General features: G+C 70.2%; 22 protein-coding genes and 1 tRNA gene. 5 read left to right on the top strand and 18 right to left on the bottom strand.

The window, feature by feature from the left end; genetic code table 11:
* Positions 1-205 precede the first annotated feature (205 nt).
* From folP to cysK, 4 genes are all read right to left on the bottom strand, one after another.
* Positions 206-1,141, bottom strand: a complete 936-nt coding sequence (gene folP / locus ACFQU3_RS22245) for a dihydropteroate synthase (RefSeq protein WP_385913969.1) — start codon at positions 1,139-1,141, stop codon at positions 206-208.
* A gap of 233 nt (positions 1,142-1,374) precedes the next feature.
* Positions 1,375-1,461 (bottom strand) — tRNA-Ser (locus tag ACFQU3_RS22240).
* Positions 1,462-1,677: 216 nt separating this feature from the next.
* Positions 1,678-2,394 carry a serine O-acetyltransferase gene (gene cysE, locus ACFQU3_RS22235; protein WP_385913878.1) on the bottom strand — a complete coding sequence of 239 codons (717 nt, stop codon included), beginning with the start codon at positions 2,392-2,394 and terminating at the stop codon, positions 1,678-1,680.
* A 32-nt stretch (positions 2,395-2,426) separates the two neighbouring features.
* Positions 2,427-3,356, bottom strand: coding sequence for a cysteine synthase A (cysK, locus tag ACFQU3_RS22230; RefSeq protein WP_385913876.1), 930 nt, complete (start codon positions 3,354-3,356; stop codon positions 2,427-2,429).
* 300 nt (positions 3,357-3,656) lie between these two features.
* Between cysK and ACFQU3_RS22225 the strand changes: the two genes are divergently transcribed.
* A complete protein-coding gene (locus tag ACFQU3_RS22225) occupies positions 3,657-6,014 on the top strand; it encodes a (Fe-S)-binding protein (protein ID WP_385913874.1) in 2,358 nt (785 codons plus the stop codon).
* Positions 6,015-6,108: 94 nt separating this feature from the next.
* Here the strand turns inward: ACFQU3_RS22225 and ACFQU3_RS22220 are convergent, their stop codons facing one another.
* Positions 6,109-7,140 (bottom strand): M4 family metallopeptidase, encoded by a 1,032-nt coding sequence (locus ACFQU3_RS22220; RefSeq protein WP_385913872.1) that lies wholly within the window; start codon positions 7,138-7,140, stop codon positions 6,109-6,111.
* A gap of 67 nt (positions 7,141-7,207) precedes the next feature.
* Here ACFQU3_RS22220 and ACFQU3_RS22215 point away from each other — a divergent pair, with 67 nt between their 5' ends.
* Positions 7,208-7,936 (top strand): transporter substrate-binding domain-containing protein, encoded by a 729-nt coding sequence (locus ACFQU3_RS22215; protein WP_385913871.1) that lies wholly within the window; start codon positions 7,208-7,210, stop codon positions 7,934-7,936.
* Here ACFQU3_RS22215 and ACFQU3_RS22210 read toward each other — a convergent pair.
* From ACFQU3_RS22210 to ACFQU3_RS22200, 3 genes are all read right to left on the bottom strand, one after another.
* The gene (locus tag ACFQU3_RS22210; RefSeq protein WP_385913967.1) at positions 7,860-8,354 is read right to left on the bottom strand and encodes a DUF779 domain-containing protein; all 495 of its coding nucleotides are present in this window, start codon (positions 8,352-8,354) and stop codon (positions 7,860-7,862) included. The genes ACFQU3_RS22215 and ACFQU3_RS22210 overlap by 77 nt on opposite strands.
* A 42-nt stretch (positions 8,355-8,396) precedes the next feature.
* Positions 8,397-9,920, bottom strand: a complete 1,524-nt coding sequence (locus ACFQU3_RS22205) for an aldehyde dehydrogenase family protein (RefSeq protein ID WP_385913869.1) — start codon at positions 9,918-9,920, stop codon at positions 8,397-8,399.
* Between the two features lie 295 nt (positions 9,921-10,215).
* Positions 10,216-11,481 (bottom strand): GAF domain-containing protein, encoded by a 1,266-nt coding sequence (locus ACFQU3_RS22200; protein ID WP_385913867.1) that lies wholly within the window; start codon positions 11,479-11,481, stop codon positions 10,216-10,218.
* A gap of 168 nt (positions 11,482-11,649) precedes the next feature.
* Here ACFQU3_RS22200 and ACFQU3_RS22195 point away from each other — a divergent pair, with 168 nt between their 5' ends.
* Positions 11,650-12,375 carry a hypothetical protein gene (locus ACFQU3_RS22195; protein WP_385913865.1) on the top strand — a complete coding sequence of 242 codons (726 nt, stop codon included), beginning with the start codon at positions 11,650-11,652 and terminating at the stop codon, positions 12,373-12,375.
* A gap of 100 nt (positions 12,376-12,475) precedes the next feature.
* Here ACFQU3_RS22195 and rpmG read toward each other — a convergent pair whose 3' ends face one another.
* The 3 genes from rpmG to ACFQU3_RS22180 all read right to left on the bottom strand — a co-directional run bounded on the left by rpmG (position 12,476) and on the right by ACFQU3_RS22180 (position 14,337).
* Positions 12,476-12,643 carry a 50S ribosomal protein L33 gene (gene rpmG, locus ACFQU3_RS22190; protein WP_045189498.1) on the bottom strand — a complete coding sequence of 56 codons (168 nt, stop codon included), beginning with the start codon at positions 12,641-12,643 and terminating at the stop codon, positions 12,476-12,478.
* A 111-nt stretch (positions 12,644-12,754) separates the two neighbouring features.
* Positions 12,755-13,342 (bottom strand): cysteine dioxygenase, encoded by a 588-nt coding sequence (locus tag ACFQU3_RS22185; protein ID WP_385913863.1) that lies wholly within the window; start codon positions 13,340-13,342, stop codon positions 12,755-12,757.
* A complete protein-coding gene (locus ACFQU3_RS22180; protein WP_385913861.1) occupies positions 13,339-14,337 on the bottom strand; it encodes an amidohydrolase family protein in 999 nt (332 codons plus the stop codon). The genes ACFQU3_RS22185 and ACFQU3_RS22180 overlap by 4 nt, the downstream gene beginning before the upstream one ends.
* A gap of 111 nt (positions 14,338-14,448) precedes the next feature.
* On the opposite strand from ACFQU3_RS22180, the gene ACFQU3_RS22175 reads away from it, so the two are divergent.
* Positions 14,449-15,456, top strand: coding sequence for a LacI family DNA-binding transcriptional regulator (locus tag ACFQU3_RS22175; RefSeq protein ID WP_385913859.1), 1,008 nt, complete (start codon positions 14,449-14,451; stop codon positions 15,454-15,456).
* Between the two features lie 27 nt (positions 15,457-15,483).
* Here ACFQU3_RS22175 and ACFQU3_RS22170 read toward each other — a convergent pair whose 3' ends face one another.
* The 5 genes from ACFQU3_RS22170 to ACFQU3_RS22150 are packed head-to-tail and all read right to left on the bottom strand — an operon-like array spanning position 15,484 to position 19,743.
* Positions 15,484-16,413 carry an ABC transporter substrate-binding protein gene (locus ACFQU3_RS22170; protein ID WP_385913857.1) on the bottom strand — a complete coding sequence of 310 codons (930 nt, stop codon included), beginning with the start codon at positions 16,411-16,413 and terminating at the stop codon, positions 15,484-15,486.
* Positions 16,414-16,449: 36 nt separating this feature from the next.
* A complete protein-coding gene (locus tag ACFQU3_RS22165; RefSeq protein WP_385913856.1) occupies positions 16,450-17,205 on the bottom strand; it encodes an ABC transporter permease in 756 nt (251 codons plus the stop codon).
* A complete protein-coding gene (locus ACFQU3_RS22160) occupies positions 17,202-17,846 on the bottom strand; it encodes an ABC transporter permease (RefSeq protein ID WP_385913854.1) in 645 nt (214 codons plus the stop codon). The genes ACFQU3_RS22165 and ACFQU3_RS22160 overlap by 4 nt, the downstream gene beginning before the upstream one ends.
* Entirely contained in the window at positions 17,846-18,988 is a 1,143-nt protein-coding gene (locus ACFQU3_RS22155; RefSeq protein ID WP_385913852.1) for an ABC transporter ATP-binding protein, read from the bottom strand. The genes ACFQU3_RS22160 and ACFQU3_RS22155 overlap by 1 nt, the downstream gene beginning before the upstream one ends.
* Positions 18,985-19,743 carry an IclR family transcriptional regulator gene (locus ACFQU3_RS22150; RefSeq protein ID WP_385913850.1) on the bottom strand — a complete coding sequence of 253 codons (759 nt, stop codon included), beginning with the start codon at positions 19,741-19,743 and terminating at the stop codon, positions 18,985-18,987. Before ACFQU3_RS22150 ends, ACFQU3_RS22155 begins: the two co-directional genes overlap by 4 nt.
* 154 nt (positions 19,744-19,897) lie before the next feature.
* Between ACFQU3_RS22150 and ACFQU3_RS22145 the strand changes: the two genes are divergently transcribed.
* Positions 19,898-21,346, top strand: coding sequence for an aromatic amino acid ammonia-lyase (locus ACFQU3_RS22145; RefSeq protein WP_385913848.1), 1,449 nt, complete (start codon positions 19,898-19,900; stop codon positions 21,344-21,346).
* Between the two features lie 69 nt (positions 21,347-21,415).
* Here ACFQU3_RS22145 and ACFQU3_RS22140 read toward each other — a convergent pair whose 3' ends face one another.
* Entirely contained in the window at positions 21,416-22,114 is a 699-nt protein-coding gene (locus ACFQU3_RS22140) for an alpha/beta hydrolase (RefSeq protein WP_385913846.1), read from the bottom strand.
* 38 nt (positions 22,115-22,152) lie between these two features.
* A complete protein-coding gene (dcd, locus tag ACFQU3_RS22135; protein WP_385913844.1) occupies positions 22,153-22,731 on the bottom strand; it encodes a dCTP deaminase in 579 nt (192 codons plus the stop codon).
* Positions 22,732-22,778 lie beyond the last annotated feature (47 nt).

Genomic DNA, 22,778 nt, shown 5'->3' with positions numbered 1-22,778 from the left:
GCGTGTGGGACGACGCACCTCGCGCATCCCAAGCTGCCGCTTTGACTCCACTCGACGGGCGAACCCACCGATGTCGAAAAGAAAACCCGTCACCGTTGCGGATGACGGGCACCTACTCGACTGCGAGGAACTGCAACTGCAACCGCGACGAACTTAGCAGACTACCGACCGGTCGTCCCGCTGGAAGGAATGCTTTTTACGTCGTTCACGCGCCGTTCGCCACGTCGTCGCGATGTGTGCCACGCAGCGCGAGTCGCGGGCGCCGGTCTCCACGGATCGTGGCGACCATGTCGACCACGCGTCGCGTCGCTCGGACGTCGTGCGCGCGGAACACCGTGGCACCGAGCCAGGCCGCCACCGCGGTCGCCGCGAGCGAGCCTTCGAGGCGCTCCTCGGGGGGCAGGTCGAGAGCCTCGCCGATGAAGTCCTTGCGCGACATTGCTTGCAGCACAGGGTAGTTCAGCGCCGCGACGGCAGCGGTGTGGCGCAGCACCTCGAGCGAGTGCGCGGTCGTCTTGCCGAAGTCGAGCGTCGGGTCGACGAGGATCCGCTCCCTGGGTATGCCGGCCCGCTCGGCCTCGCCCGCTCCGTGCGCCAGGGTGCGTACGACGTCCCGCACCACGTCGAGCGGATCGTCACCGTAGGTCACGTCCACCGGGTCGGTTCGAGGCGGGAGGCCGCCGGTATGTGAGATGACGTAGCCGGCCCCCACCGCCGATGCGACATGGACGAGCTCGGAGTCGTGACCGGCCCAGGTGTCGTTGACCAGGTCGACGACACCATCGGCCTCGCGGGCGACCTCCGAACGCCACGTGTCGAGGCTCAGGATGACGTCCGGGTGCTCGGTCCTGGCCCACTGAAGGAACGGCACGACCCGCCGGATCTCCTCGTCCGCGTCGACGACCTCACCCTCCTGCCCGGCTCGCACGCCGCCGATGTCGACGAGGTCGGCACCGAGCTCGACAGCCTCGACAAGAGCGGCCTTGGCCGACTCGAGGTCGGAGTGCCGGTTGCCGCTGAAGAAAGAGTCACGAGTGCGGTTGACGATTGCCATAACGGCCGGCGCCGACGCGTCGAAACGCCTGCCACGCAGGACGAGGGGGCTCGTCGTGGGGAGCTCGAGCGGAGCCAGCCGGCTCAGGATCTCGGCGGTCTCTGGCGCGGGATCCGGGCCGGCATGTCTGGTCACACTGTCGTATCTCACAGGGTGGTTCAAAGGTCAACGTTCAGTTCGAGGATGGATGCAGAACTGTTATCATTGGTGCGCAACATCGTCCACGACCCGGCCACGCTCCCGGCCGGGTCGCGGATCGTCTGCCGGTCCTGGTCCTGCCGCGATCCCAGGCGGTCGCACGCTCCCGACAGAGCGCTCGGCGGAGGGCGTGGGATTCGAACCCACGATGGGTGTAACCCCATAGCGGTTTTCAAGACCGCCGCACTAGGCCACTATGCGAGCCCTCCAGTGTCCGCGGAAGTCTATCCGCGAGGCCCAACGCATTCGAACCCGTTCCACTCATCCGCGGGACGCGCCGGCTGATCGCGCGCGAGATCGCGCAGCAAGTGCGCCACACCGACACCAGGTGCGCGATCAGACGCGCGATCGCGGCGCGAGGCGACGAGGCTCCTGAGGTCGGGAGCCTCGTATGCCAACGCTCGCGCTCGAGTCGAGGACTGGCGTCAGATGTACATCGCCGGGTCGAGCCAGTGGTTCGCCGCGTCGCGCTTCGGGAAGCGGATGACGGCCGGAATGCCAGTGGCGACGGCCCCTCTCGGCACGTCCTTGACCACGACGGAGTTCGCTCCGATCTGCACGTCGTCGCCGACGTGGACCGGTCCGAGCACGCGCGCGCCGGCACCGATCGTCACGCGGTTGCCGACGGTGGGGTGGCGCTTGACGTGCTCCATGGAGCGCCCGCCCAGGGTGACCCCGTGGTAGAGCATGACGTCGTCGCCGACCTCGGCCGTCTCGCCGATGACGACCCCCATGCCGTGGTCGATGAAGAACCGTCGCCCGAGCTGGGCCGCCGGGTGGATCTCGACGCCGGTGACCGAACGAGCGACGGTCGCGAGCACGCGGGCCGGCAGCCGCCCGCCGGGCCGCTTCCACAGCTCGTGCAGGCCACGGTGCGCCCAGATGGCGTGCAGCCCGGGCGAAGTCAGGACCACCTCGAGCCGGGAGTTCGCCGCCGGGTCGCGCTCGATCGCGCCGTCGACGTCCTCGACGAAGCGGTGAGCGAGCTTGCGCACGAGACCGATCGGTCCGGCATACGTGGGCTCGTCGGGCTCGTCGGGGACGACGACCAGGTGGCCGTCGGGGACGGCCTCGCCCCGCACGAGCGTCAGGGACGGTTCAACCGTCCTGGTCTCGTGGTCGATCGTGACTGCGGTGCTCATGCACGTCTCCTTGGTGGCGCCGACGGACGGGGTCAGTCGACCAGGCCCTCGAACAGGACGGTGGACAGGTAGCGCTCGCCGAACGAGGGGATGATGACGACGATCGTCTTGCCCTTGTTCTCCTCGCGATGGGCGACCTGGACGGCGGCGGCGATGGCGGCACCGGAGCTGATGCCGACGAGCAGGCCCTCCTCGGTGGCCGCGCGGCGAGCCCACTCGACGGCCGTGCCGGCGTTGACGTCGATGACCTCGTCGTAGATCTCGGTGTCGAGGATCTCGGGGACGAAGTTGGCGCCGATGCCCTGGATCTTGTGCGGGCCAGGCTGGCCGCCGTTGAGGATCGGTGACTCCTCCGGCTCGACGGCGATGATCTGCACGTCGGGCTTGCGGGACTTGAGGATCTGGCCGACACCGGTGATGGTGCCGCCGGTGCCGATGCCCGCGACGACGATGTCGACCTGGCCGTCGGTGTCCTTCCAGATCTCCTCGGCCGTCGTCTTGCGGTGGATCTCCGGGTTGGCCTCGTTGGCGAACTGGCGGGCGAGGACGCCCCCACGCTCGGCGGCGATCTCGTCGGCCTTCGTGACGGCGCCCTTCATGCCGAGGGCCGGGTCGGTGAGGACGAGCTCGGCGCCGAAGGCACGCAGCAGCGCGCGGCGTTCCTTGCTCATCGACTCCGGCATCGTCAGGACGACCTCGTAGCCGCGCGCCGCACCCACCATGGCCAGGGCGATGCCGGTGTTGCCGGAGGTCGCCTCGACGATCGTCCCGCCGGGCTTGAGGTCACCACTGGCCTCGGCGGCGTCGACGATTGCGACACCGATGCGGTCCTTGACCGAGCTGGCCGGGTTGTAGAACTCGAGCTTTGCGGCGACAGTCGCCTCGGCCCCGTCGGTGACCTTGTTGAGGCGCACGAGCGGCGTGTTGCCGATCAGCTTGGTGACGTCGTCGTAAATCGGCATGTGCTGCCCTTTCGGCGTGGGTGCTTCGAGCGGTCTGTCGACCCCGATCGTCTGCGACAACCGGGTGTTCGTTATACATATTCCAACATGTCGTTATCCGATGCCAAGCGACCGCCCAAGATCCGGGCGTATGCCGTGAGGCCCGGTCGCGACGCGGCCCCGCCGATCGCACCGCATCCGATGACTCGGCACGGCGTCGGAGAGCACTCGCGCCCGAGCGTTGCGAACAGGACGAGCGTCACTCCGCGACGGCCGTCACATTCGCTAAGCGCTTGCTAACTCGTCAGTAGAGTGGCCGGCATGAGTGCGCTCCAGATCGTGGCCGCTGTCGTCTGCCTCGGTGTCACCGCCGTGGCCGTCGCGCTCCTCGTCAAGACGGTCAACCACTTCCTGGCCACGTTCCGGCTCGGGCAGCCGGAGGACCGCGGCGGCGACGTGGGGGCCCGCACCCGGACCCTGCTGCGCGAGTTCCTCGGGCACACGCGGATGTCACGGCTGCCGGTCGTGGCGATCGCGCACTGGGTGACGATGGTCGGGTTCGGCTACCTGTTCTTCACGCTGCTGAACGCGTTCGGGCAGCTGTTCAAGCCCGACTTCGCGCTGCCGCTGATCGGGCACTTCCCGCCGTTCGAGTGGGTCACCGAGCTGCTCGCCTGGACGGGCCTGGTCGCCATCCTGGTGCTGATCGCGATCCGGCAGAAGAACCACCCGCGCTCGGCGCCGGGCCAGGACGGGCGGCGCAGCCGGTTCTTCGGCTCGACGTGGTGGCAGGCGTACTACGTCGAGCTCACGATCCTGGGCGTCATGGCGTGCATCCTCGCGCTGCGCGCGCTGGAGTACGCCCTGGAGAAGTCGGGCGGGTCCACCGGCACCAGCGCGGTCGGCGACGCGAGCGCGTTGCACTACCCGTTGACCGGCTGGTTGGGCCGGCTGCTCGACGGGGTCGGCGTCGACACGCTGGAGAACGTCATCGTCATCGTGGCCGCGGTGAAGATCCTGATCAGCTTCGCCTGGATGATCACCATCGCGCTGAACCCGACGATGGGTGTCGCGTGGCACCGGTTCCTCGCCTTCTTCAACATCTTCTACAAGCGGCACGCCGACGGGCGCACCAGCCTCGGCGAGCTGCAGCCGATCCGGATCAAGGGCGAGGTGCTCGACTTCGAGAACGTCGAGGACCTCGACGAGGACGCCCCCCTCGGCGTTGGCAAGGTCGAGGACTTCACCTGGAAGGGCCTGCTCGACTTCACGACGTGCACCGAGTGCGGCCGCTGCCAGTCCCAGTGCCCGGCCTGGAACACCGACAAGCCGCTCAGCCCCAAGCTCCTCGTCATGACGTTGCGCGACCACGCTCACGCGAAGTCGCCGTGGCTGCTCGCCTCCGAGGAGGTCCGCGCCGCCGGCATCGAGAAGGCGGGAGACGAGTTCTCCGACGCGACGAAGGCCGCGGTCGCGGCCGAACAGCTGGTCGGTCCGACCGGCTACGACATCCGCCACCCGCTGCAGGCGTACAACCCCCACGGACCTGACGCCGTCATCGACGACGACGTCCTGTGGTCGTGCACGACGTGCGGCGCGTGCGTCGAGCAGTGCCCGGTCGACATCGAGCACGTCGACGCCATCGTCGACCTCCGCCGCTACAAGAACCTCATCGAGTCGGCCTTCCCGGCCGAGCTGAACGGTCTGTTCAAGAACCTCGAGAAGAACTCCAACCCGTGGGGCCTCGCGCCGCGGCTGCGGATGGACTGGGCCAAGGACCTGCCCTTCGAGGTCAAGCAGGTCGGTGTCGACGTCGAGAACCTCGACGAGGTCGACTACCTCTTCTGGGTCGGCTGCGCGGGCGCCTACGAGGACCGCGCCAAGAAGACGACCCGCGCGGTCGCCGAGCTGCTCGACACCGCCGGCGTCAGCTTCGCCGTGCTCGGCGACGGCGAGGCCTGCACCGGTGACTCCGCGCGCCGCGCCGGCAACGAGTTCCTCTTCCAGATGCTCGCCCAGCAGAACGTCGAGACCCTCAACGAGGTCGGGGCGAGCAAGATCGTCGTCACCTGCGCGCACTGCTTCAACACCATCAAGAACGAGTACCCCCAGCTCGGCGGGCGCTATGAGGTGCTGCACCACACCCAGCTGCTCAACCGGCTCGTCCGGGACAAGCGCCTGACCCCGGTCGCCCGGCCGGGCGAGGTCGCCACGACGGGTGCCGCCTCGACCGGCGCCAAGGTCACCTACCACGACCCCTGCTACCTCGGCCGGCACAACCAGGTCTACGCGCCGCCACGAGAGCTGCTCCAGATCCTGCCCGGTGTCGAGTACGCCGAGATGGAACGCAGCAAGGAGAAGTCGTTCTGCTGCGGCGCCGGCGGGGCCCGCATGTGGATGGAGGAGAAGCTCGGCACCCGGATCAACAACAACCGCACCGAGGAAGCCCTCGCCACCGGCGCCGACCGCATCGCCATCGGCTGCCCCTTCTGCAAGGTCATGCTCTCCGACGGCCTCAACGCCGCCATCCAGGACGGCAAGGCCACCGACGCCGTCGAGGTCGTCGACGTCGCCCAGATGCTCCTCGCCGCGGTCCGCCGCGGCGACGGCGGTGGCGAACCCGCGGACGCCGAGGTGCCCGCGCCCCAGCCCGACCCGGAGCCCGCGCCGACCGCCTGAGCCCGCGGGACGGCATACGCCGACCGACGACGACGGCCCCCTCCAGCTCGTGCGTGGGCGGGGCCGTCGCCGTATGCCGTGTGGGGCGGCCGCCTCAGAGGATGCCGCGCGCCTCGAACGCCCTGGTCACGGCCCTCGCGGCGGACTGGCCGTAGAGCCGTTGGGCCGCGCTGACCGTGGCCACGGCCGCGTCGTGGAACGAGGTGTCGGGGGCGAAGGCGAACTGCGCCTCGACGATGACGGTCGTGGCCTTGGTGTCGCCGAGCGCCCCTCGGATGTCCCACAGCGCCCGCGACCAGATCTCACCGTCGCGGTGGACCTCGCCGCGCAGGTCCTCGGGGTAGTGCTTCGTGCCGTCGAGCCGGCGCAGGCAGTGCGGCACCGTGCTCGTGTAGGAGACCGCGTCCCAGTCGGCCACGCACGCCTCGGGCACCGCGGTCGGCGCCCCCGCAGCCCAGCTCGTCACGACGACGGCGAGGTAGTCACCGAACCCCTCACCGATGGAGCCGGACTCGAGGTTGGTGCCGAAGCCCGGGACCTGGCCGTCCTGCACCGAGTGGCCGTACTCGTGGACGATGACCTCGGCGTCCTCGGCGTCGTCGACACCGCCCTTGCCGAGCGTGATGTTCGCCTTGTCCTCGCGGAAGAAGGAGTTGTCGCCGCCGAACTGGTCGATGCGGACCTCGATCTGGCGCTGGTTCACCGGGCGCAACGTCGACCCGAAGCCGAGGTGCTGCAGGTAGGTCTGGGCCGTGGTGACCCAGTGGTAGCCCATCACCTGCTCGAACTGGTCGGCGTCGCGATGGTAGGCGGGGAAGGCGCCGCCGACCGAGACCGCCGCCTTGCCGGTGGAGCTCTTGACGCGGGCGTACGCGCCGGTGAGCGTGCCGGAGCCGTCGAGGTCGGTGAGGGTGACCCGGTGGTACGCCGGGGCGAGCGCCGCGTAGTCGGCGTCCTTCTGGTCGGTGAGCGTCTCGTCACCGAGGTCCTGCACGGGGTTCGGCAGGAACACGGTCGCGCCGGCAGAGTGCGTGTACGGCGCCTGGGCGCCCTGGGCCGGCAGGGTGACGCCGACCGCGAGCGACGCCAGTGCGGCGACGCCCAGAGTGAGGGTTCTGCGTGCCATGGCCCCACTCTCCCCCTGCGTCGGGCCACGTGCCACCGTTCCGGGCGAACTGTCCTAGCCTGCCCGTGTGACCGCCAGCGCTCCACCGCCCCACGTCGTCGACGACCTCGCCCCCACCGGTGTCCTGAGGGCATCGATCAACCTCGACAACCCCGTCCTCGCCCACGGCACCCCTGACGAACCGGGCGGCGTCACCGTCGACATCGCACGTGCCGTCGGCGAGCGGCTCGGGGTGACGGTGCAGCTGCTGTGCTTCGACGCGGCGCGCAAGTCCTTCGAGGCCATGACGACCGGCGCGGCCGACATGTGCTTCCTCGCCATCGAGCCGGCGCGCGAGGCAGAGGTGGCCTTCACGGAACCGTACGCGCTCATCGAGGGCGTCTACGTCGTGCCGGAGGAGTCGCCGCTTCGGTCGGCTGCCGACGTCGACCGGGCCGGCGTGCGGGTCGGTGTCAAGACCGGCTCCGCCTACGACCTCTACCTGAGCCGCACCGTCGAGAACGCGACGCTCGTGCGTGGCGACGAGGGCGTCGAGGTCTTTCTCGCCGAAGGGCTCGAGGCCGGTGCCGGCATCCGCGAACCCGCCACCGCCTTCGCGGAGGAGCACGGCGGCCTGCGTGTCCTGGACGGGGCGTTCATGCAGATCAAGCAGGCCGTCGGCACCACCCGCTCGCGCTCGGCCGAGACCATCGGCTTCCTGCGCGACCTCGTCGAGGAGCTCAAGGTGAGTGGCTTCGTCGCCGACTCGTTGGAGCGGTCGGGCCAGAACCGGGGCGTCGCGGCCCCACCGGCCTGAGCTCCGGCGCGCTGATCCCGAAGGCCGCCAGCTCGTCGTCGGTGAGCAGGCGTGAGCGGATGAGGAACCGGACACCCTCCGGGGCCTCGACCGAGAAGCCGCTGCCGCGTCCCTTCACGACGCCGACCGTCAGGTGGGTGAGCTTCCAGTACGCGTACTGCGACACCGACATCCAGAAGGACACCGGCTCGTCCAGCCCCTCCACAGCGAGGTCGCCGAGGTGCACGTCGGCGTCGCTGGTCAGGAACTCGCCGGCCGGGTAGCACATGGGCGAGCTGCCGTCGCAGCAACCGCCGGACTGGTGGAACATCAGCGGTCCGTGGACCCCGGTGAGGCGGCGGAGCAGGTCCGCCGCCTCACCGGTCAGGTCGACCCGGTTGCGGGAAGCCGATGGCTCACCGGGTCGACCCGTCCCGATGGACGTGGCGTCTGGCCCGTGGGAAGGCACGTCACGCCCCGGTCAGAAGAACCCGAGGGCGTCCGGGGAGTAGGACACGAGCAGGTTCTTCGTCTGCTGGTAGTGGTCGAGCATCATCTTGTGGTTCTCGCGTCCGATGCCCGACTGCTTGTAGCCACCGAACGCGGCGTGCGCCGGGTACTGGTGGTAGCAGTTCGTCCAGACGCGGCCGGCCTTGATGCCACGGCCCATCCGGTACGCGCGGGAGCCGTCGCGGGTCCACACGCCGGCGCCGAGGCCGTAGAGGGTGTCGTTGGCGATCGAGAGTGCCTCCGCCTCGTCGGCGAAGCTCGTGAGCGAGACGACGGGGCCGAAGATCTCCTCCTGGAAGATCCGCATCGAGTTGTTGCCCTCGAAGACGGTCGGCGCGACGTAGTAGCCCTCGGCGAGGTCACCGTCGAGAACGTTGCGCTCGCCGCCGGTGAGCACCTTCGCGCCCTCCTGCCGTCCGATGTCGAGGTACGACAGGATCTTCTCGAGCTGGTCGTTGCTCGCCTGGGCGCCCATGGTGGTCTCGGTGTCGAGCGGGTTGCCCTGCTTGATCTTCTCGACGCGAGCCACGGCGTCGGGCACGAAGTCGGCATAGATCGAGCTCTGCACGAGGGCGCGAGACGGGCACGTGCACACCTCGCCCTGGTTCAGCGCGAACATCGTGAAGCCCTCGAGGGCCTTGTCGTAGAAGGCATCCCGCTCGGTCGCGACGTCGTCGAAGAAGACGTTCGGGCTCTTGCCGCCGAGCTCGAGGGTGACCGGGATGATGTTCTGGCTGGCGTACTGCATGATGAGGCGGCCGGTCGTCGTCTCGCCGGTGAAGGCGATCTTGGCGATGCGCGGCGACGAGGCGAGCGGCTTGCCGGCCTCGACGCCGAAGCCGTTGACGACGTTGACGACGCCGGGGGGCAGCAGGTCGCCGATGAGCTCGATGACCTTGAGGATCGACCACGGCGTCTGCTCGGCCGGCTTGAGCACGACACAGTTGCCGGCCGCGAGCGCCGGTGCGAGCTTCCACACGGCCATGAGGATCGGGAAGTTCCAGGGGATGATCTGGCCGACGACGCCCAGCGGCTCGTGGAAGTGGTACGCGACGGTGTTCTCGTCGATCTCGCTGCTCGAACCCTCTTGTCCGCGAAGGACGCCCGCGAAGTAGCGGAAGTGGTCGACCGCCAGCGGCAGGTCGGCGGCGAGGGTCTCACGGACGGCCTTGCCGTTCTCCCACGTCTCGGCGACGGCGAGGGCCTCGAGGTTCTCCTCGATGCGGTCAGCGATCCGGTTGAGGACGAGCGAGCGCTCGCCGAGCGAGGCGCGGCCCCAGGCAGGTGCCGCGGCGTGCGCGGCGTCCAGAGCCGCCTCGACGTCCTCCTCCGTGCCGCGGGCGACCTCGCAGAACGGCTTGCCGTTGACGGGCGAGACGTTCTCGAACCAGAGGCCCTTCTTCGGGTCGACCCAGTTGCCGCCGATGAAGTGGCCGTAGCGGTCGAGCACGGAGACGAGCGAGTCCGGCGAGCCGGGGGGTGCGTAGACGGTCATGGTGTTCTCCCAACGTCCTTGGTGGTCCCCTCGCGGGGGTTGGCACGACGTTAGGCAGCGCAACGTTGCATCCATGTTGCGTCGCGCTCAACCGAGGCCGTATGCCGGGTGGCGGGCCGACCGGGCGCACCCCACGCATCCTGGCCTCTCGACGGGGCGCAGCCCACGAGTTCTGGCCTCTCGACGGTGGCAGAACGCTCGCCCCAACCGTCGAGAGGCCAGAACCTGCGGCCCCCAACCGTCGAGAGGCCACAACCTGCGGCCCCCCACCCGTCGAGAGGCCAGAAGCTGCGGGTCAGACGGGGCCGAACTCGCGGTCGAGCCGCTGGATCTGGTTCTGCACGAGCGGCATGAGCGGCGAGCCGGGCCCCAGCACGCGCGCCTGGGCCTGCCACATCTCGTAGTCGTCGGCGCCGGACGCCGAACGCGTCCACGCCGACATGAGGTCGGCGCGACCGCTGCGGAGGATCGCGGTGCGCACGTCGCCCTCGATGCTCTGGCGCAGCCGCACGACGCCAGGGGCCACCGACCGCGGCAGGAGCGGACCGCGGTAGGCGCGCATCGCGCTCGCGACGTCTCCGGCGGCGAGGTGTGCCTCGACGCCGAGCCAGTCGCCGGCGAGCCCCGCGACGAGCCGGTAGGGGCGTGACGCGAGCAGGTCATCGCCCAACATACTGCGCAGGCGGCCCATCTCGACCCGGAGCGTCGAGGCGCTGCTGTCCTCCTCGTAGAGCAGCACCGCGAGCTCGTCACCCGACAGCCCGCGTGGCGCCGAGGCCAGGAGCAGCAGGATCTCGCTGTGGCGAGGGCTGAGCCGCACGGTCTGGCGGCGGGCGCGACCGTAGGCGATGGTGAGCAGCGCGTCGTTGCGGCCGAGGGACTCCATGAGGACGGTCAGCCCGCCGGTCGACGGGGCCTCGGTCCCGGGCGCGCCGCGCGCGCTGACGAGCAGCTCCCGGGCGAGCTCGGACTCGGCCATCCGCGCGGCCGCCCGCACCATGGCCATCGTCTGAGGCACGACGATCTGGTCGCCGCCCGTGATGTCGAGGACGCCGAGGATGCTCTGGTCGGACGGGTCGTGGATCGTCGTGGCGGCGCAGCTCCAGTGCTGCACCGAGCGGCGGAAGTGCTCGGCCCCGATGACGTTGACGGTGCGGTCGAGCCGCAGCGCGACCCCGGGGGCGTTCGTTCCGGCCAGGCGCTCGTCCCAGTTGCTCCCCTCGACGAAGCCGATCGACTCGGCACGCCGCAGCACGCTCGGCGTGCCGCAGACCCACAGCAGCTGGCCTGCGGCGTCGGAGACTGCCATGACGGCGTCGCAGTCGCGGGCTGCCTGACCCAGCACGTCGTCGAGGAGCGGGAAGACGCGAGCCAGGGGGTGCGCCTCACGGTGGTCGCGCAGGGTGTCGCCCGGCAGCGTGATCGGCGCGTCGACAGTGTCGACGTGCACCCCGGCGGCCGCGGACCGCAGCCACGAGTCGGCGACGTGGGCGCGCACCCCGCTGCTCTCGACATCGGGCTGCGCGTCGGCGTGTGCCTCGGAGTGCGCGTCGGCGGGCATGGGCTGATTGTGCACGCAGCACGCCACCGGAGCGACCGATCTGCGGGGAACGCCACACGGAGACGGGGGGGCGGCAGGTTACGTGGAAAGGGTGGTCAATCGCCGGAATCAGGCGCACCATGAAGAGAACCCGCCCGCAGGATCCAAGGGAAAGTCCGAGGAGCGACCATGTCACGACGTTCCAGTTTCGTCCCCGACGGTGTGCCGGTTCTGTCCCGAGGACGCCACCGCAACGCGCGCAAGGGCGCCTGCTTCATGGAGATGGCCTCGTTCCTGGCCGGTGAACGCTGGAGCGACCACCCGTCGTGCACGCACCCGGTGCTCGCCACGCTCGCTCGCTGCGTCAACGACATGCTCGACGAGACGCACCGACAGCGGCTCGTGACGATGATCCCCGAGGTCGTCGGCCTCAACCCGGACGACCGACGCGTCCCCACTGCGCTCGTGCTGACGGCAGCCCGCGCGGCCCTGCCCGTCGCCGCCCAGGAGCGCCAGAACGTCATGGCCCTCGCCATCCTCAACGCGGAGGGCATCCTCGCCGAGCAGGACGGCCGCTCCCCCGGTGAGCTCTCGAAGCCCTCCCGGGCTGCCCTGGCCACTTCGCCGGCGGCCGAGCGCTGGGCCCGGATCCACCTGGCGCGGGTGGGGTTCAGCCCCGCGACCATGCGCCCCTCGAGCGCCGCGAAGATCGTCGCCCTCGCCGTTGACGGCATCGCGCGCGCGTGCATCGACGACCCCGAGGACCTTCTCGTCCAGCTCCTGCGCGACGGCATCGATGCGACGGCGGCCTTCGCGCCCGTCGCCCCGGCGCCGGTCATCGTCTCCTGGTCGTCAGCGTCTGGGCACACCGCCGCGCCGTCGAGCGCTGCGACCGAGCGGACGCTGGCCGGCTGAGGACCGAGCCCGTATGCCGAGTGGCCCCGTCCGGACATCCGGGCGGGGCCACTCGGTCATCGGTCGGCGGTGACCCGGCAATGAAGACAGACCTGCTGCCTCAGCGGGTCTCGCGGAAGTCGACGTGCTCGCGTACGACGGGATCGAACTTGCGCAGGACGAGCCGGTCGGGCTGCGTCCGGCGGTTCTTCGTCGTGACGTAGCTGAAGCCGGTGCCGGCAGTCGACCGCAGGGTGACGACGGGTCGAAGGTCGGTTCGCTTGGCCAAGGGGCTGCTCCTCTGTCTCAGGGACGGGTACTCACTCGTCGAGACTGATAACCGTTCTCGGACTTCCGGCATTCCCGCAGGTCTGCCCCCGGCGCCTCTCAGCGGCTGTCGTCAAAGCGGACGCAGCTCGTCGGCATACGACACGGATGTGCGGCGCAGCACGCCGCTCGACGTGAGAACGTACTGGCCCATGCGCCACAGCGGCGGTGAGTAGGCATGGATGGAGACAGACCCGACATCGAGACCGGTGAGGCGGTGGATGTGCTCCGCGCCGAACGAGTACGCCAGTCCCGCCCCGACCTCTGTCCGCGCCAGGGGCACGCCGACCGTGAGGTTGTGCTCGACGAGCGCACCCTGCGCCACGGCGACCGCGCCGGATGAGATGTCGTGGTCGTGCCAACCGGTGTCGTTGGCAGGCGTCCAGCACAGCACCCAGACATCCACATGCGCGTCACGGTGCAGACAGACGTAATGACGTTCGGTGTCGCTGAACGTCACGTGCCCGGCCCACAGGAAGCGATCCCGGGCGATCGCGGTCGCGAGCTCGAGCAGCTCGTGGTGGTCGAGATCGCGTTGGGGCAGGTTGTCGAGCGTGACCCCGACGGGCACGTCCTCGTGCCGCACCGCGGCCTGGGCAGGGAGACGGTCGCGCTCCGGACCCGAGAAGTCGGGGGACACGACGGGAAGGGTCGTGGTCATGGGGTACCTCCCAGAAGTAGTCGACGTGGGTTGGTGGACTCGATGGCTCGGGCGGCGGCGCGCCCGAGCCCGAGGGCCTCTGCGTCGACGGGCCGGCCGTAGGGCCGGTCGCTGCCGAGAACGATGCCGTCGACTCCGAGCACGCGCGTCAGGGCGTCGATGGCCTGGCGTCCGTAGGACGACGTCTCCACGAAGACGCCACGATCTATCCGGCCGACCGCCCCACCGCGGGCGACGAGCCGCTCATGGTGCGTGGGTGCGAGGCCTGCCCCTGCGGCGAAGCAGATCGGCAGGTCCGGCATGAGCGACCGTCCGACCTGATGCCACGACCACCAGGCCGCCTGCAGCTGCGTCGAGTACGCGACGACGGACGGCCACCACGCGGGCAGTCGACTGGCCTGCTGCAGACCAGCGGGTCCCGGATGGACGAAGACCGGGCGGCCCTCGGCCTCGCACACGGCCAGGGTCGGGGCATGGGTCTCGAGCAAGCTGGGCGTCGCAAGCCAGCTCGCCGGCACCTGGAGCCCGACGAAGCGGGTCTGAAGGTGGTGCTTGAGCTGCTGCAGGTCTGGCTCCGTGCCGGCCACCGACGCCCAGGCCGCGAACGGTTCGGGCAGGCGCGCCACGCCTGCATGCCAGGCGTCGAGCAGCGGCGCCGCCTGCGCCGTTGGGAGCGACTCGATGCCGAGGGGCGACGACAGCGACAGCAGACACAGGCCTCGACTGTCGGGTTCGAGAGAGCCCCTCAGCACGACGTCGTGGTCGTCGGGGTTCAGACGGAGCGGGGCCTCGCCGTCAAGATGGAGCACCCAGCCCTCGAGCCGCGGCACAGAGCTGCGACGGCGAAGAGCGTCGACGAGCTCTTCTGGCCACAGGTGTCCGTGCACGTCGATGGTCGTGCCCTCGCCGGTCCTGGCGTCGAGGGCTGTCCTCCACGTGGCGGGCCAGCCTGCCGCCTGCGGGGCGGGTGCGACCCGTGGTCCGTGCTCGCGCATCACACCCCGTCGCTCGATGTGGTCAAGCGATTCACTTAACCCCTTCAGTGAATCGCTTAACAACTGGCTCGTCAAGAGCCCGGTGTCCCTACGGTCCGCTAGGTTGGCCACGTGAACGAGCGAGAGCGGCGGCCGACTCTCAGCGACATTGCTCGCGAGACCAGCCTGTCGACCGCAGCGGTGTCGTACGCGCTTCGCGGCCTCCACGTGCCGGAGGAGACCCAGACGCGCGTCCGGGAGGCGGCCGAGCGGCTCGGCTACGAGGTCAACCCGATCGCCCGCGCCCTGGCGTCAGGTCGCACGGACACCGTCGGGCTGCTCTGCGGCTCGTTGCACGACAGCTGGCAGCAGGCCGTGGTCGCGGCACTCGTCTCGGCCCTCCCGCAGGCCGGGCTGCGAGCGATCATCGTCGACGCGGGATCCGACCCGGAGCACCAGCTCGCCGAGGCTCGCCGCCTGGTCAACCAGCGCGTCGATGCCGTCATCGTCATGCCCATCGACCCAGCGGCCACGGAGTGGCGCGACATCTCCGACGCCGTGCCGGTCATCACGGTCGGCGATGCGCTCCCTCGCGCGGCCGCGGCCGCGCAGGTCGTCTACGACAACGAGTTCGGCGTGCGCGACGGACTCATCCATCTCGCCGGCCTCGGCCACCGGCACATCGCCGTCCTCTCGCCGAACGACGTGCACACCCCGGACCGACCGGCCGAGGACGTCGCCAGACAGGTCAGCAGGGAGCTCGGGATCCAGGTCAGCGTGCACACGGCACTGCACGACCTCGACTCAGCCAGCGCCACCGCACGCGAGGCGCTCCAGTCACCCGACCCCCCGACCGCCTTCTTCGGCCTGGCCGACTCGATGGCCTGGGGTGTGTACGCCGCCACGGCCGAGCTCGGCCTCACCATCCCCGACGACGTCTCCGTCATCGGCTACGACGACACGCCCGTCTCCCGGCTGCTGCGGCCGGCGCTGACGACGTACCGCTGGCCGATGGACGAGCTGGTCGAGGCCGTCGTCGGTCGCACCCTCAAGGCCGTCGAGGGCCGGGGCAGGAGCCGCAAGCTGGTGATCAGCCCGACTCCCGTCCCGCGCGACTCGACGGCCGCCCCCTCCGCCTGATCCCGGTGGAAGCGAGGTCACTGGCGATCAGCCCAGCGAGACCTTCTTGAGGAAGGCATCGGCGACATCCTCGGCGTCCTTCTTGTCGATGACGACCTCCTTGACCAGGCCCGCCAGGGTGGCCGTGTCGAGCTTCGCGGACACCGCATTGAGCGCCGCCGAGATGGTGTCGTTGACCTTCGACTTCGTGATGAGCGGAACGACGTTCTGCGCGGCGAAGAAGGACTTGGGGTCCTCGAGCGCCACGAAGCCGTTCGCCGGGATGTTCGGGTCGGTCGTGAAGAGGTTGGCCGCCTGGACCTGGCCGTTCTTCAGCGCCTGCACGGTCAGTGGACCACCCGCGTCGAGCGCTTTGAACTCCTTGAAGGTCAGGCCGTACACCTTCTTGAGACCGGGCACACCCGACTCGCGGGTCTTCCACTCCGGGGGACCGCCGAGGATGACGTCCTTGGCCACCGGCGCGAGGTCGGCGATCGACGTGAGGGAGTACTTGGCCGCCGTCTCCTTCGTGACCACCACGGCGTCCTTGTCCTCGGCGGCAGACTTGTCGAGCACCATGAGCGTCGCGGGGAGGGCCGCCTTGAGCTCTGCGTAGACGGCCTCCGAGTCGGTCGCCTTGGCAGACTTGTTGAAGTACTGGTCGAGGACTCCGGTGTACTCGGGCACGAGGTCGATCGAGCCGTCCTGGAGCGCCGGGATGTACGTCTCACGACTGCCGATGTTGGGCTTCGTCTCCACCGTCACGCCCTTGGCCTTCAGAGCCCCGGCGTAGATGTCCATGAGCAGCTCCGACTCCGGGAAGTTGGCGGAGCCGACCACGATCGCGCCGCCCGCCGCCGGTGATCCGGCGTTGGTGGGCGCGTCCAGGGGGCTTCCTCCGCCGCTGGAGCCGCACGCGGTGAGACCGGCCAGAGCCAGTGCCGAGACTGACACGAGAATCGCCTTGCTGTGCTTCATACTCTTCTTCTTCCTGTGGACGCTGACCGGACGGGATCAGTTGACGGTGCCCACCGTGACGGTGGTGGTCGAGAGGGAGTCTTCGGTGGATCTCACCGCAGCGCGGTCGCGGCGAGTGCGGTGACGGCCGGTGATGCCGCGTGAGACGACGAGTCGCTGGATGACGGCGACGACCAGGTCGATCGCCAGTGCGAGGGCAGCTACGAGCACGGCTCCGGCCGCCATCTGCGGGTAGTCACGAACCGAGAGCCCGTCGATGAGGAAGCGGCCGAGGCCGCCGAGACCCGCCGTTGCCGCGATGGTCGCCGTGGCGACGACCTGGAGCAGGGCCGAGCGCAGGCCCGAGAACATCAGCGGGAGCGCACACGGGATCTCGACCTTGAAGAGCACCTGGCTGCCCCGCATCCCCATCCCGCGGGCGGCATCCCGTGCCGCAGGGTCCACCTCGTCGATGCCGGCATACGTGCCCGCGAGCATCGGTGGGATCGCGAGGACGATGAGGACGATGAGGCTCGGCAGGAGGAAGGCGAGGTCGCCCGAGAGGTTCGGCCCGAGCCAGAGCACGATGAAGTAGAGCAGGCCGAGGGTCGGTATGGCGCGGGCGAAGCCCGAGATGTTGACGACCGCGAACCTGCCGCGACCCGTGTGGCCGATCCACATGCCCGCCGGGATGGCGATGAGGGCGGCGATGCCGGTGGCGAGCAGGGCGTAGCCGACGTGCTCGCCGAGCCGTTGGACGATGTCGTCGCGGTTGGCCGGGTCGCCGAGCCAGCTGATGATGTCGTTGATCATGAGGCGGCCCTCGCTCGGGTCCAGGGCGTCAGCAGCCGGGTGACGACGACGATGACGATGTCGAACAGCAGCGACAGGACGCCACACGCGACGATGCCGGTGATGATCGGCGGGAAGAAGTCGCGGTTGAAACCGTCGGTGAAGAGGGAGCCGAGCTGGGCGACGCCGATGATGGCAGCGACGCTGACGATGCTGACGTTGCTGACAGCCGCGACGCGCAGGCCCGCCGAGATCACGGGAACGGCCAGCGGCAGCTCGACCCCGAGCAACCGCCGGATGGGCCGATAGCCCATGGCGTTGGCGGCGAGCCGCACGTCGTCGGGGATCGCGCCGAGACCGTCGGCGACCGTGCGGACCAGCAGCGCCACCGTGTAGATCGTCATGGCGACGAGCACGTTGGTGGGGTCGAGGATCCGCGTGCCCAGGATGCCCGGGAGCAGGATGAAGACCGCCAGCGAGGGCAGCGTGTAGAGCAGGCCGGTGCCGATGATGAGGGGTGGGTAGGCCCACGAGAAGCGACGGGCCAACCAGCCCAGAGGCAGCGCGATGAGCAGGCCGACCAGGAGGGGGACGCCGGCGAGGTAGGCGTGCGTGACGAGCAGCTCCCAGACGTCGTCGACGTGCGAGGTGACCCAGTCCATCAGTCGGCCTTCGACTGCGACACGACACCCACGCCCTCAGGGGTCGCCACGTGCTGACGGCCGGCGCTCGCCTCGATGGGCTCGATCAGGTCTCGGGCGCGCACCGTGCCCACGAAGACCCCGTCGGGCCCGACGATGACGCCGCGGCCGGACGGCGCCGACAGTGCGGCGTCGAGAGCCTGCCTGAGGGATCCGTCCGTCGGAGCCACGGTGCCGCCACGATGAAGGGCCTCGCGCGTCACCGGGCCGTCGAGGCGTTCGCGCTCGACCCAGCCGAGCGGGTGGTCCTGGTCGTCGAGGACGAGGATCCACGGGTCGCCAGTGGCCGCTCTGGCATCTGCCTCGGTCGCGCCGAGACGAGTCGTGGGCTCGGCCCTGGTGGGAAAGGCCGCGTTGCGGAATCCCAGTGTGCGGTAGCCGCGGTCGCGCCCGACGAAGTCGGCCACGAAGTCGTCGACGGGCCGGGCCAGCAGCTCCTCGGGAGCGGCGAGCTGCGCGAGCGTGCCACCGACCCGGAGGACGGCCACCTGGTCACCGAGCTTGATGGCCTCGTCGATGTCGTGGGTGACGAAGACGATCGTCTTGCCGATCTCGCCCTGCAGCCGCAGGAACTCGTCCTGCAGCTGGTCGCGCACGATCGGGTCGACGGCGCTGAAGGGCTCGTCCATGAGCATGACCGGCGGATCGGCTGCGAGTGCGCGTGCCACCCCGACGCGTTGCTGCTGCCCTCCGGAGAGCTGCGAGGGGAATCGCTTGGCGAACGAGCGTGGCAGCCCGACGCGGTCCATCAGCTCCAGGGCCCGGCTCGTCGCCTGCGCCCGGTCCCACCCGAGCAGGAGGGGGACGGTGGCGATGTTGGCGACGATGGTGCGGTGCGGGAAGAGCCCGGCGTGCTGGATGACGTAGCCGATGCCCCGGCGCAGCTCGGCGCTGTCGATGGTGGAGGTGTCGCGGTCGTCGACGAGGATGCGGCCGCCGGTGGGCTCGATCATCCGGTTGATCATGCGCAGGGACGTGGTCTTGCCACATCCGGACGGACCGACGAGCACGGTGATCTTGCCCGTGGGGGCGGTCAGGCTGAGCTCGTTGACGGCGATCGTGCCGTCGGGGTACTCCTTCGTCACTGACTCGAACCGGATCATCGGCTCGTCACCTCATTCGTGTGGTGGGTCGGGAACAGGGTTCGCGCGATGGTTCGAGCCTCCACTGCGACGGCAACTCCGACGTCACGGGTGCGTTCTGGGTCAAGACGATACGAGGGGCCGACGACATTCAGGGCGCCCGCGATGCCGCCCATCCACGCGATCGGGGCGGCGATGGCCGTCACGTCGTCCTCGACCTTCGAACGCACGACCACGTAGCCGCATTCCGGGGTGCGTCCCTGGAGGGCCGCACCGATGGCCGTGCCGGCCACCGGCACGGTGCGTCCGACCCAGCCGGCGTGCCGGATGGAGAACGTCCCTTCGGCCATCGCGATGTACACGGCCTCGTCAGGTCGTCCCGCGATGGCGAGGTAGGCGGACTCGCCGCACTGTGCGCTGAGGCGCTGAAGGGCAGGCTCGGCAACCTTGACCATCTGGTTGCGCCCGAGGGCGAGCGCGCCGAAACGGAAGGACAGGGAGCCGGGGTGGAAGTCGCCGCCCTCGTCGCGGCTGACGAAGTCGAGCACCTCGAGCGTGCGCAGCAGGCGCAGGGCCGTCGTCGGCGACAAACCGACGGCCTTGGCGCAGGCCGACAGGCTGGTCGGGGCGGACTCACAGACGTGTGCGAGGAGGCCGAGCGCCCGTTCGACGGAGCGCGTGCCAGCGGCTCCGGCGGCCGAGACCGGCGCCCGGTCGGCGGACGGCAACGGGTGGCCCGCGGTTCGTATGGCGGTGGAGCGTGCTGGTCGTGTCATGGGGGACACCTCGTCGTGCGATCGAGTGGGAAGCAGTCCAATCATTTCACTGTGCGGCAAGCCTTTGCTGCACAGTGGCAGTCTGGCACACTGACGACAGGGCGCAACAGCCTGTGCCAGGAGAAATCTCAACCCGTGATCCGAGGACCAGCGCATGACCATCACCCTGACGGGACAGCATCTGACGATCGGAGCCGTCGAGTCGCTGGGCCGGCAGGCGGACTTCGCCGTCGACCCGGAGGCGGAGTCCGCGGTGGAGCAGGCGGCTGACGCGGCCCGGGCGGCGGCCAGACTGCGTCCTGTGTACGGCCGGACGTCGGGGGTGGGCGCCAACCGCGACCAGACGAGCACGTCGGCGCAGCCCGGGCGTGCCCTGCTGCGCAGCCACGGCGCCGGATGGGGCCAGCCGTTCCCGTGCGGGACGGTGCGCAGCGCACTGGCCATCCGCGTCAACCAGCTGCTGGCTGGGACGTCGGGCGCCAGCGGCTCCCTCCTACGCGCGCTGGTGGAGGCGACGAGAGCCGACGACGCACACCTTCCCGTCGTCCACCGCCGGGGCGCGATCGGCACCGGCGACCTCACGGCGCTGGCGGAGGTCGGGCTCACTCTCCTCGGCGAGCGCCCCCGTCACGATGGGACGCTGCAGTCCCCGGTGTCCATCGACGACGCCGACGCGCTCCCGCTGATGTCGAGCAGCGCCTTCACGCTCGCCGAGGCCGCACTCGGCTGCCTGGAGCTCGGCCGGCTCGCTGACGTCGCGATGACCGTCTGTGCCCTCTCCTTCGTCGCGCTGCGCGGCAACCCGGAGGCGTTCGGGCCGGCCGTTGCCAGGGTCACACCGTTCCCCGGCGCCGTCACTGCCGCCGCCAAGGTCAGCGGGCTCGTGGACCCCAGCGCCGTCGCGCCCGCCCAGCTCCAGGACTTCTTCGGGCTGCGCACCTTCCCGCAGGTGCACGGCCCGTTGCTCGACCAGATCGACGCCCTCCGCCGCGTCGTCGAGGCACTCGTCAACAGCGGGAGCGAGAACCCCGCTGTCCTGCACCACGACCCGCCGACCGTCGCGCACCACGGCGGCTTTCACCAGGCGTACCTCGCGCTCGCCGTCGACGCGGTCCTGCTCGCCCTCGTCGGCTCCGCGCACACCGGCGCCTCTCGCATCGCGCACCTCTTGACCGACCCGGCGAGCGGGCTCCCCCGGTTCCTCGCCGGACCGGAGGCGGGTTCGTCGGGCCTGCTCATCCTGGAGTACGACGCCGCGTCGGCCATGGCCCTGCTCCGAGAAGCGGCGTCGGCGCCACGCTCGATCCAATGGGTGTCGGTGTCTGCGGGCGTGGAGGACGGCGCGAGCCACGCGTCCGCGTCCACGGCCCGCCTTGCCGAAGCTGCCGACACCTACCGGCAGCTCATCGCCCTCGAGCTCGTCACGGCGGTGCGCGCCCTGGGCATCAGCGGCCGACGTGTCGAGGGGGAGCTGTCCGACCTGTTGGCCCGGTGCGCGGATCTCGCAGGAGAACCCGACGACCACGACCTCGCACCCACCGTGGCGGCGGCCGTCGGCATCGTCGAGCAGTACGCCGCAGAGGCGCCGTTGCGCTCCACCTGAGGGAGCGCAGCCGCGGCAGTCGACCAGTTCCCTTCAAGGGCAACCAGATCGGTGGCATGCGCCGTCGGGTCAGATGTCGATCGTGGCGCCGCCGGAGTGCACGATCTGCGCCACGACGGCCCCGACCGGCCCGGAACGCGGCTCACCCGAGCCGCCGAGCTCTCTGGCGAACGTCGCCTCGACGAGGTCGGTGACGAGTACCGTCCAGAGCCGGGCGCGCACGAGCATCGCGTGGTCGCCGCGGGCGATGCGGACGAGCGAGGCGTCGAGCCCGTCGGCCTGCATCTGCTCCACGGCCCGCCGGGTGCGCCCGAGCGAGCAGATGATGTCGCGGTCCCCGTGGATGAGAACCGTGCGCCGGCCGGGCCCCGGCCGCGGGTCACGGGACTCCACCCACGGCGCCAGCCCGACGACGAGGCGAACGTCGGGCTCGTCACCCGTGAACATCGCGACCCGTCCGCCCATCGAGTGCCCGACGAGCGCGATCGGCACCCCCGGGTATGCCGTCCGCACCTGTGTCAGCGCCCATCGCGCGTCCTCGACGGGCAGGGCCTCGGCGTTCCAGCCCCGGACGCGGAACCGCAGGCGGGCCACGGCGATCGGGCCCGGCACCCTCGCCAGGGCACGAGCGAAGGGCACGAGGCGGGCGACGTTGTGCGACCAGGCGCGGTTGGGCTCGTGCCCGTCGACGGCGCCGCCGTGCAGGACGAGGGCCACGACCGTCGCGTCCGCGGGGCGCGCATCCCAGCTGAGCGACGCGAGCGGCATCGCGGATCGTCCGCCGCCCCTGGGTGGTGCCGCGGCGCTCACACCTGGGTGCGGTGGAAGTTCTTGAACGACCGGCTCGCCGTCGGCCCACGCTGGCCCTGGTAGTGCGAGCCGTATGCCGCTGAGCCGTAAGGGCTCTCGGCGGGCGAGCTGAGACGGAAGAAGCAGAGCTGGCCGATCTTCATGCCTGGGTAGAGCATGATCGGAAGTGTCGCGACGTTGGACAGCTCGAGCGTCACGTGACCGGAGAAGCCGGGGTCGACGAAACCGGCCGTCGCATGGGTCAGCAGGCCGAGGCGGCCGAGGGAGCTCTTGCCCTCGACGCGCGCGGCGAGGTCGGCGGGCAGGGTCACCGTCTCCAGCGTCGACCCGAGGACGAACTCGCCGGGGTGGAGGACGAAGACCTCCTCCTCCGGGCCGACCTCGACGAGCCGCGTGAGGTCGGGCTGCTCGGCCGCGGGGTCGATGTAGGGGTACTTGTGGTTGTCGAACAGCCGGAAGAACTTGTCCAGCCGGACGTCGACGCTCGACGGCTGGACCATCTGCGGGTCCCACGGGTCGAGCACGACCCGCTCGGCGGCGATCTCGGCCCGGATGTCCTTGTCGGAGAGCAGCACGGGTCGAGGCTATAACGCCCGTGACGTTTCGCCCGGTCACTCCTGCC

The organism is Terrabacter sp. GCM10028922 (assembly GCF_042666095.1).
Taxonomy (GTDB): domain Bacteria; phylum Actinomycetota; class Actinomycetes; order Actinomycetales; family Dermatophilaceae; genus Terrabacter.
The sequence above is the reverse complement of the archived record's forward strand: the minus strand, read 5'-3'. Positions and strand labels throughout refer to the sequence as shown.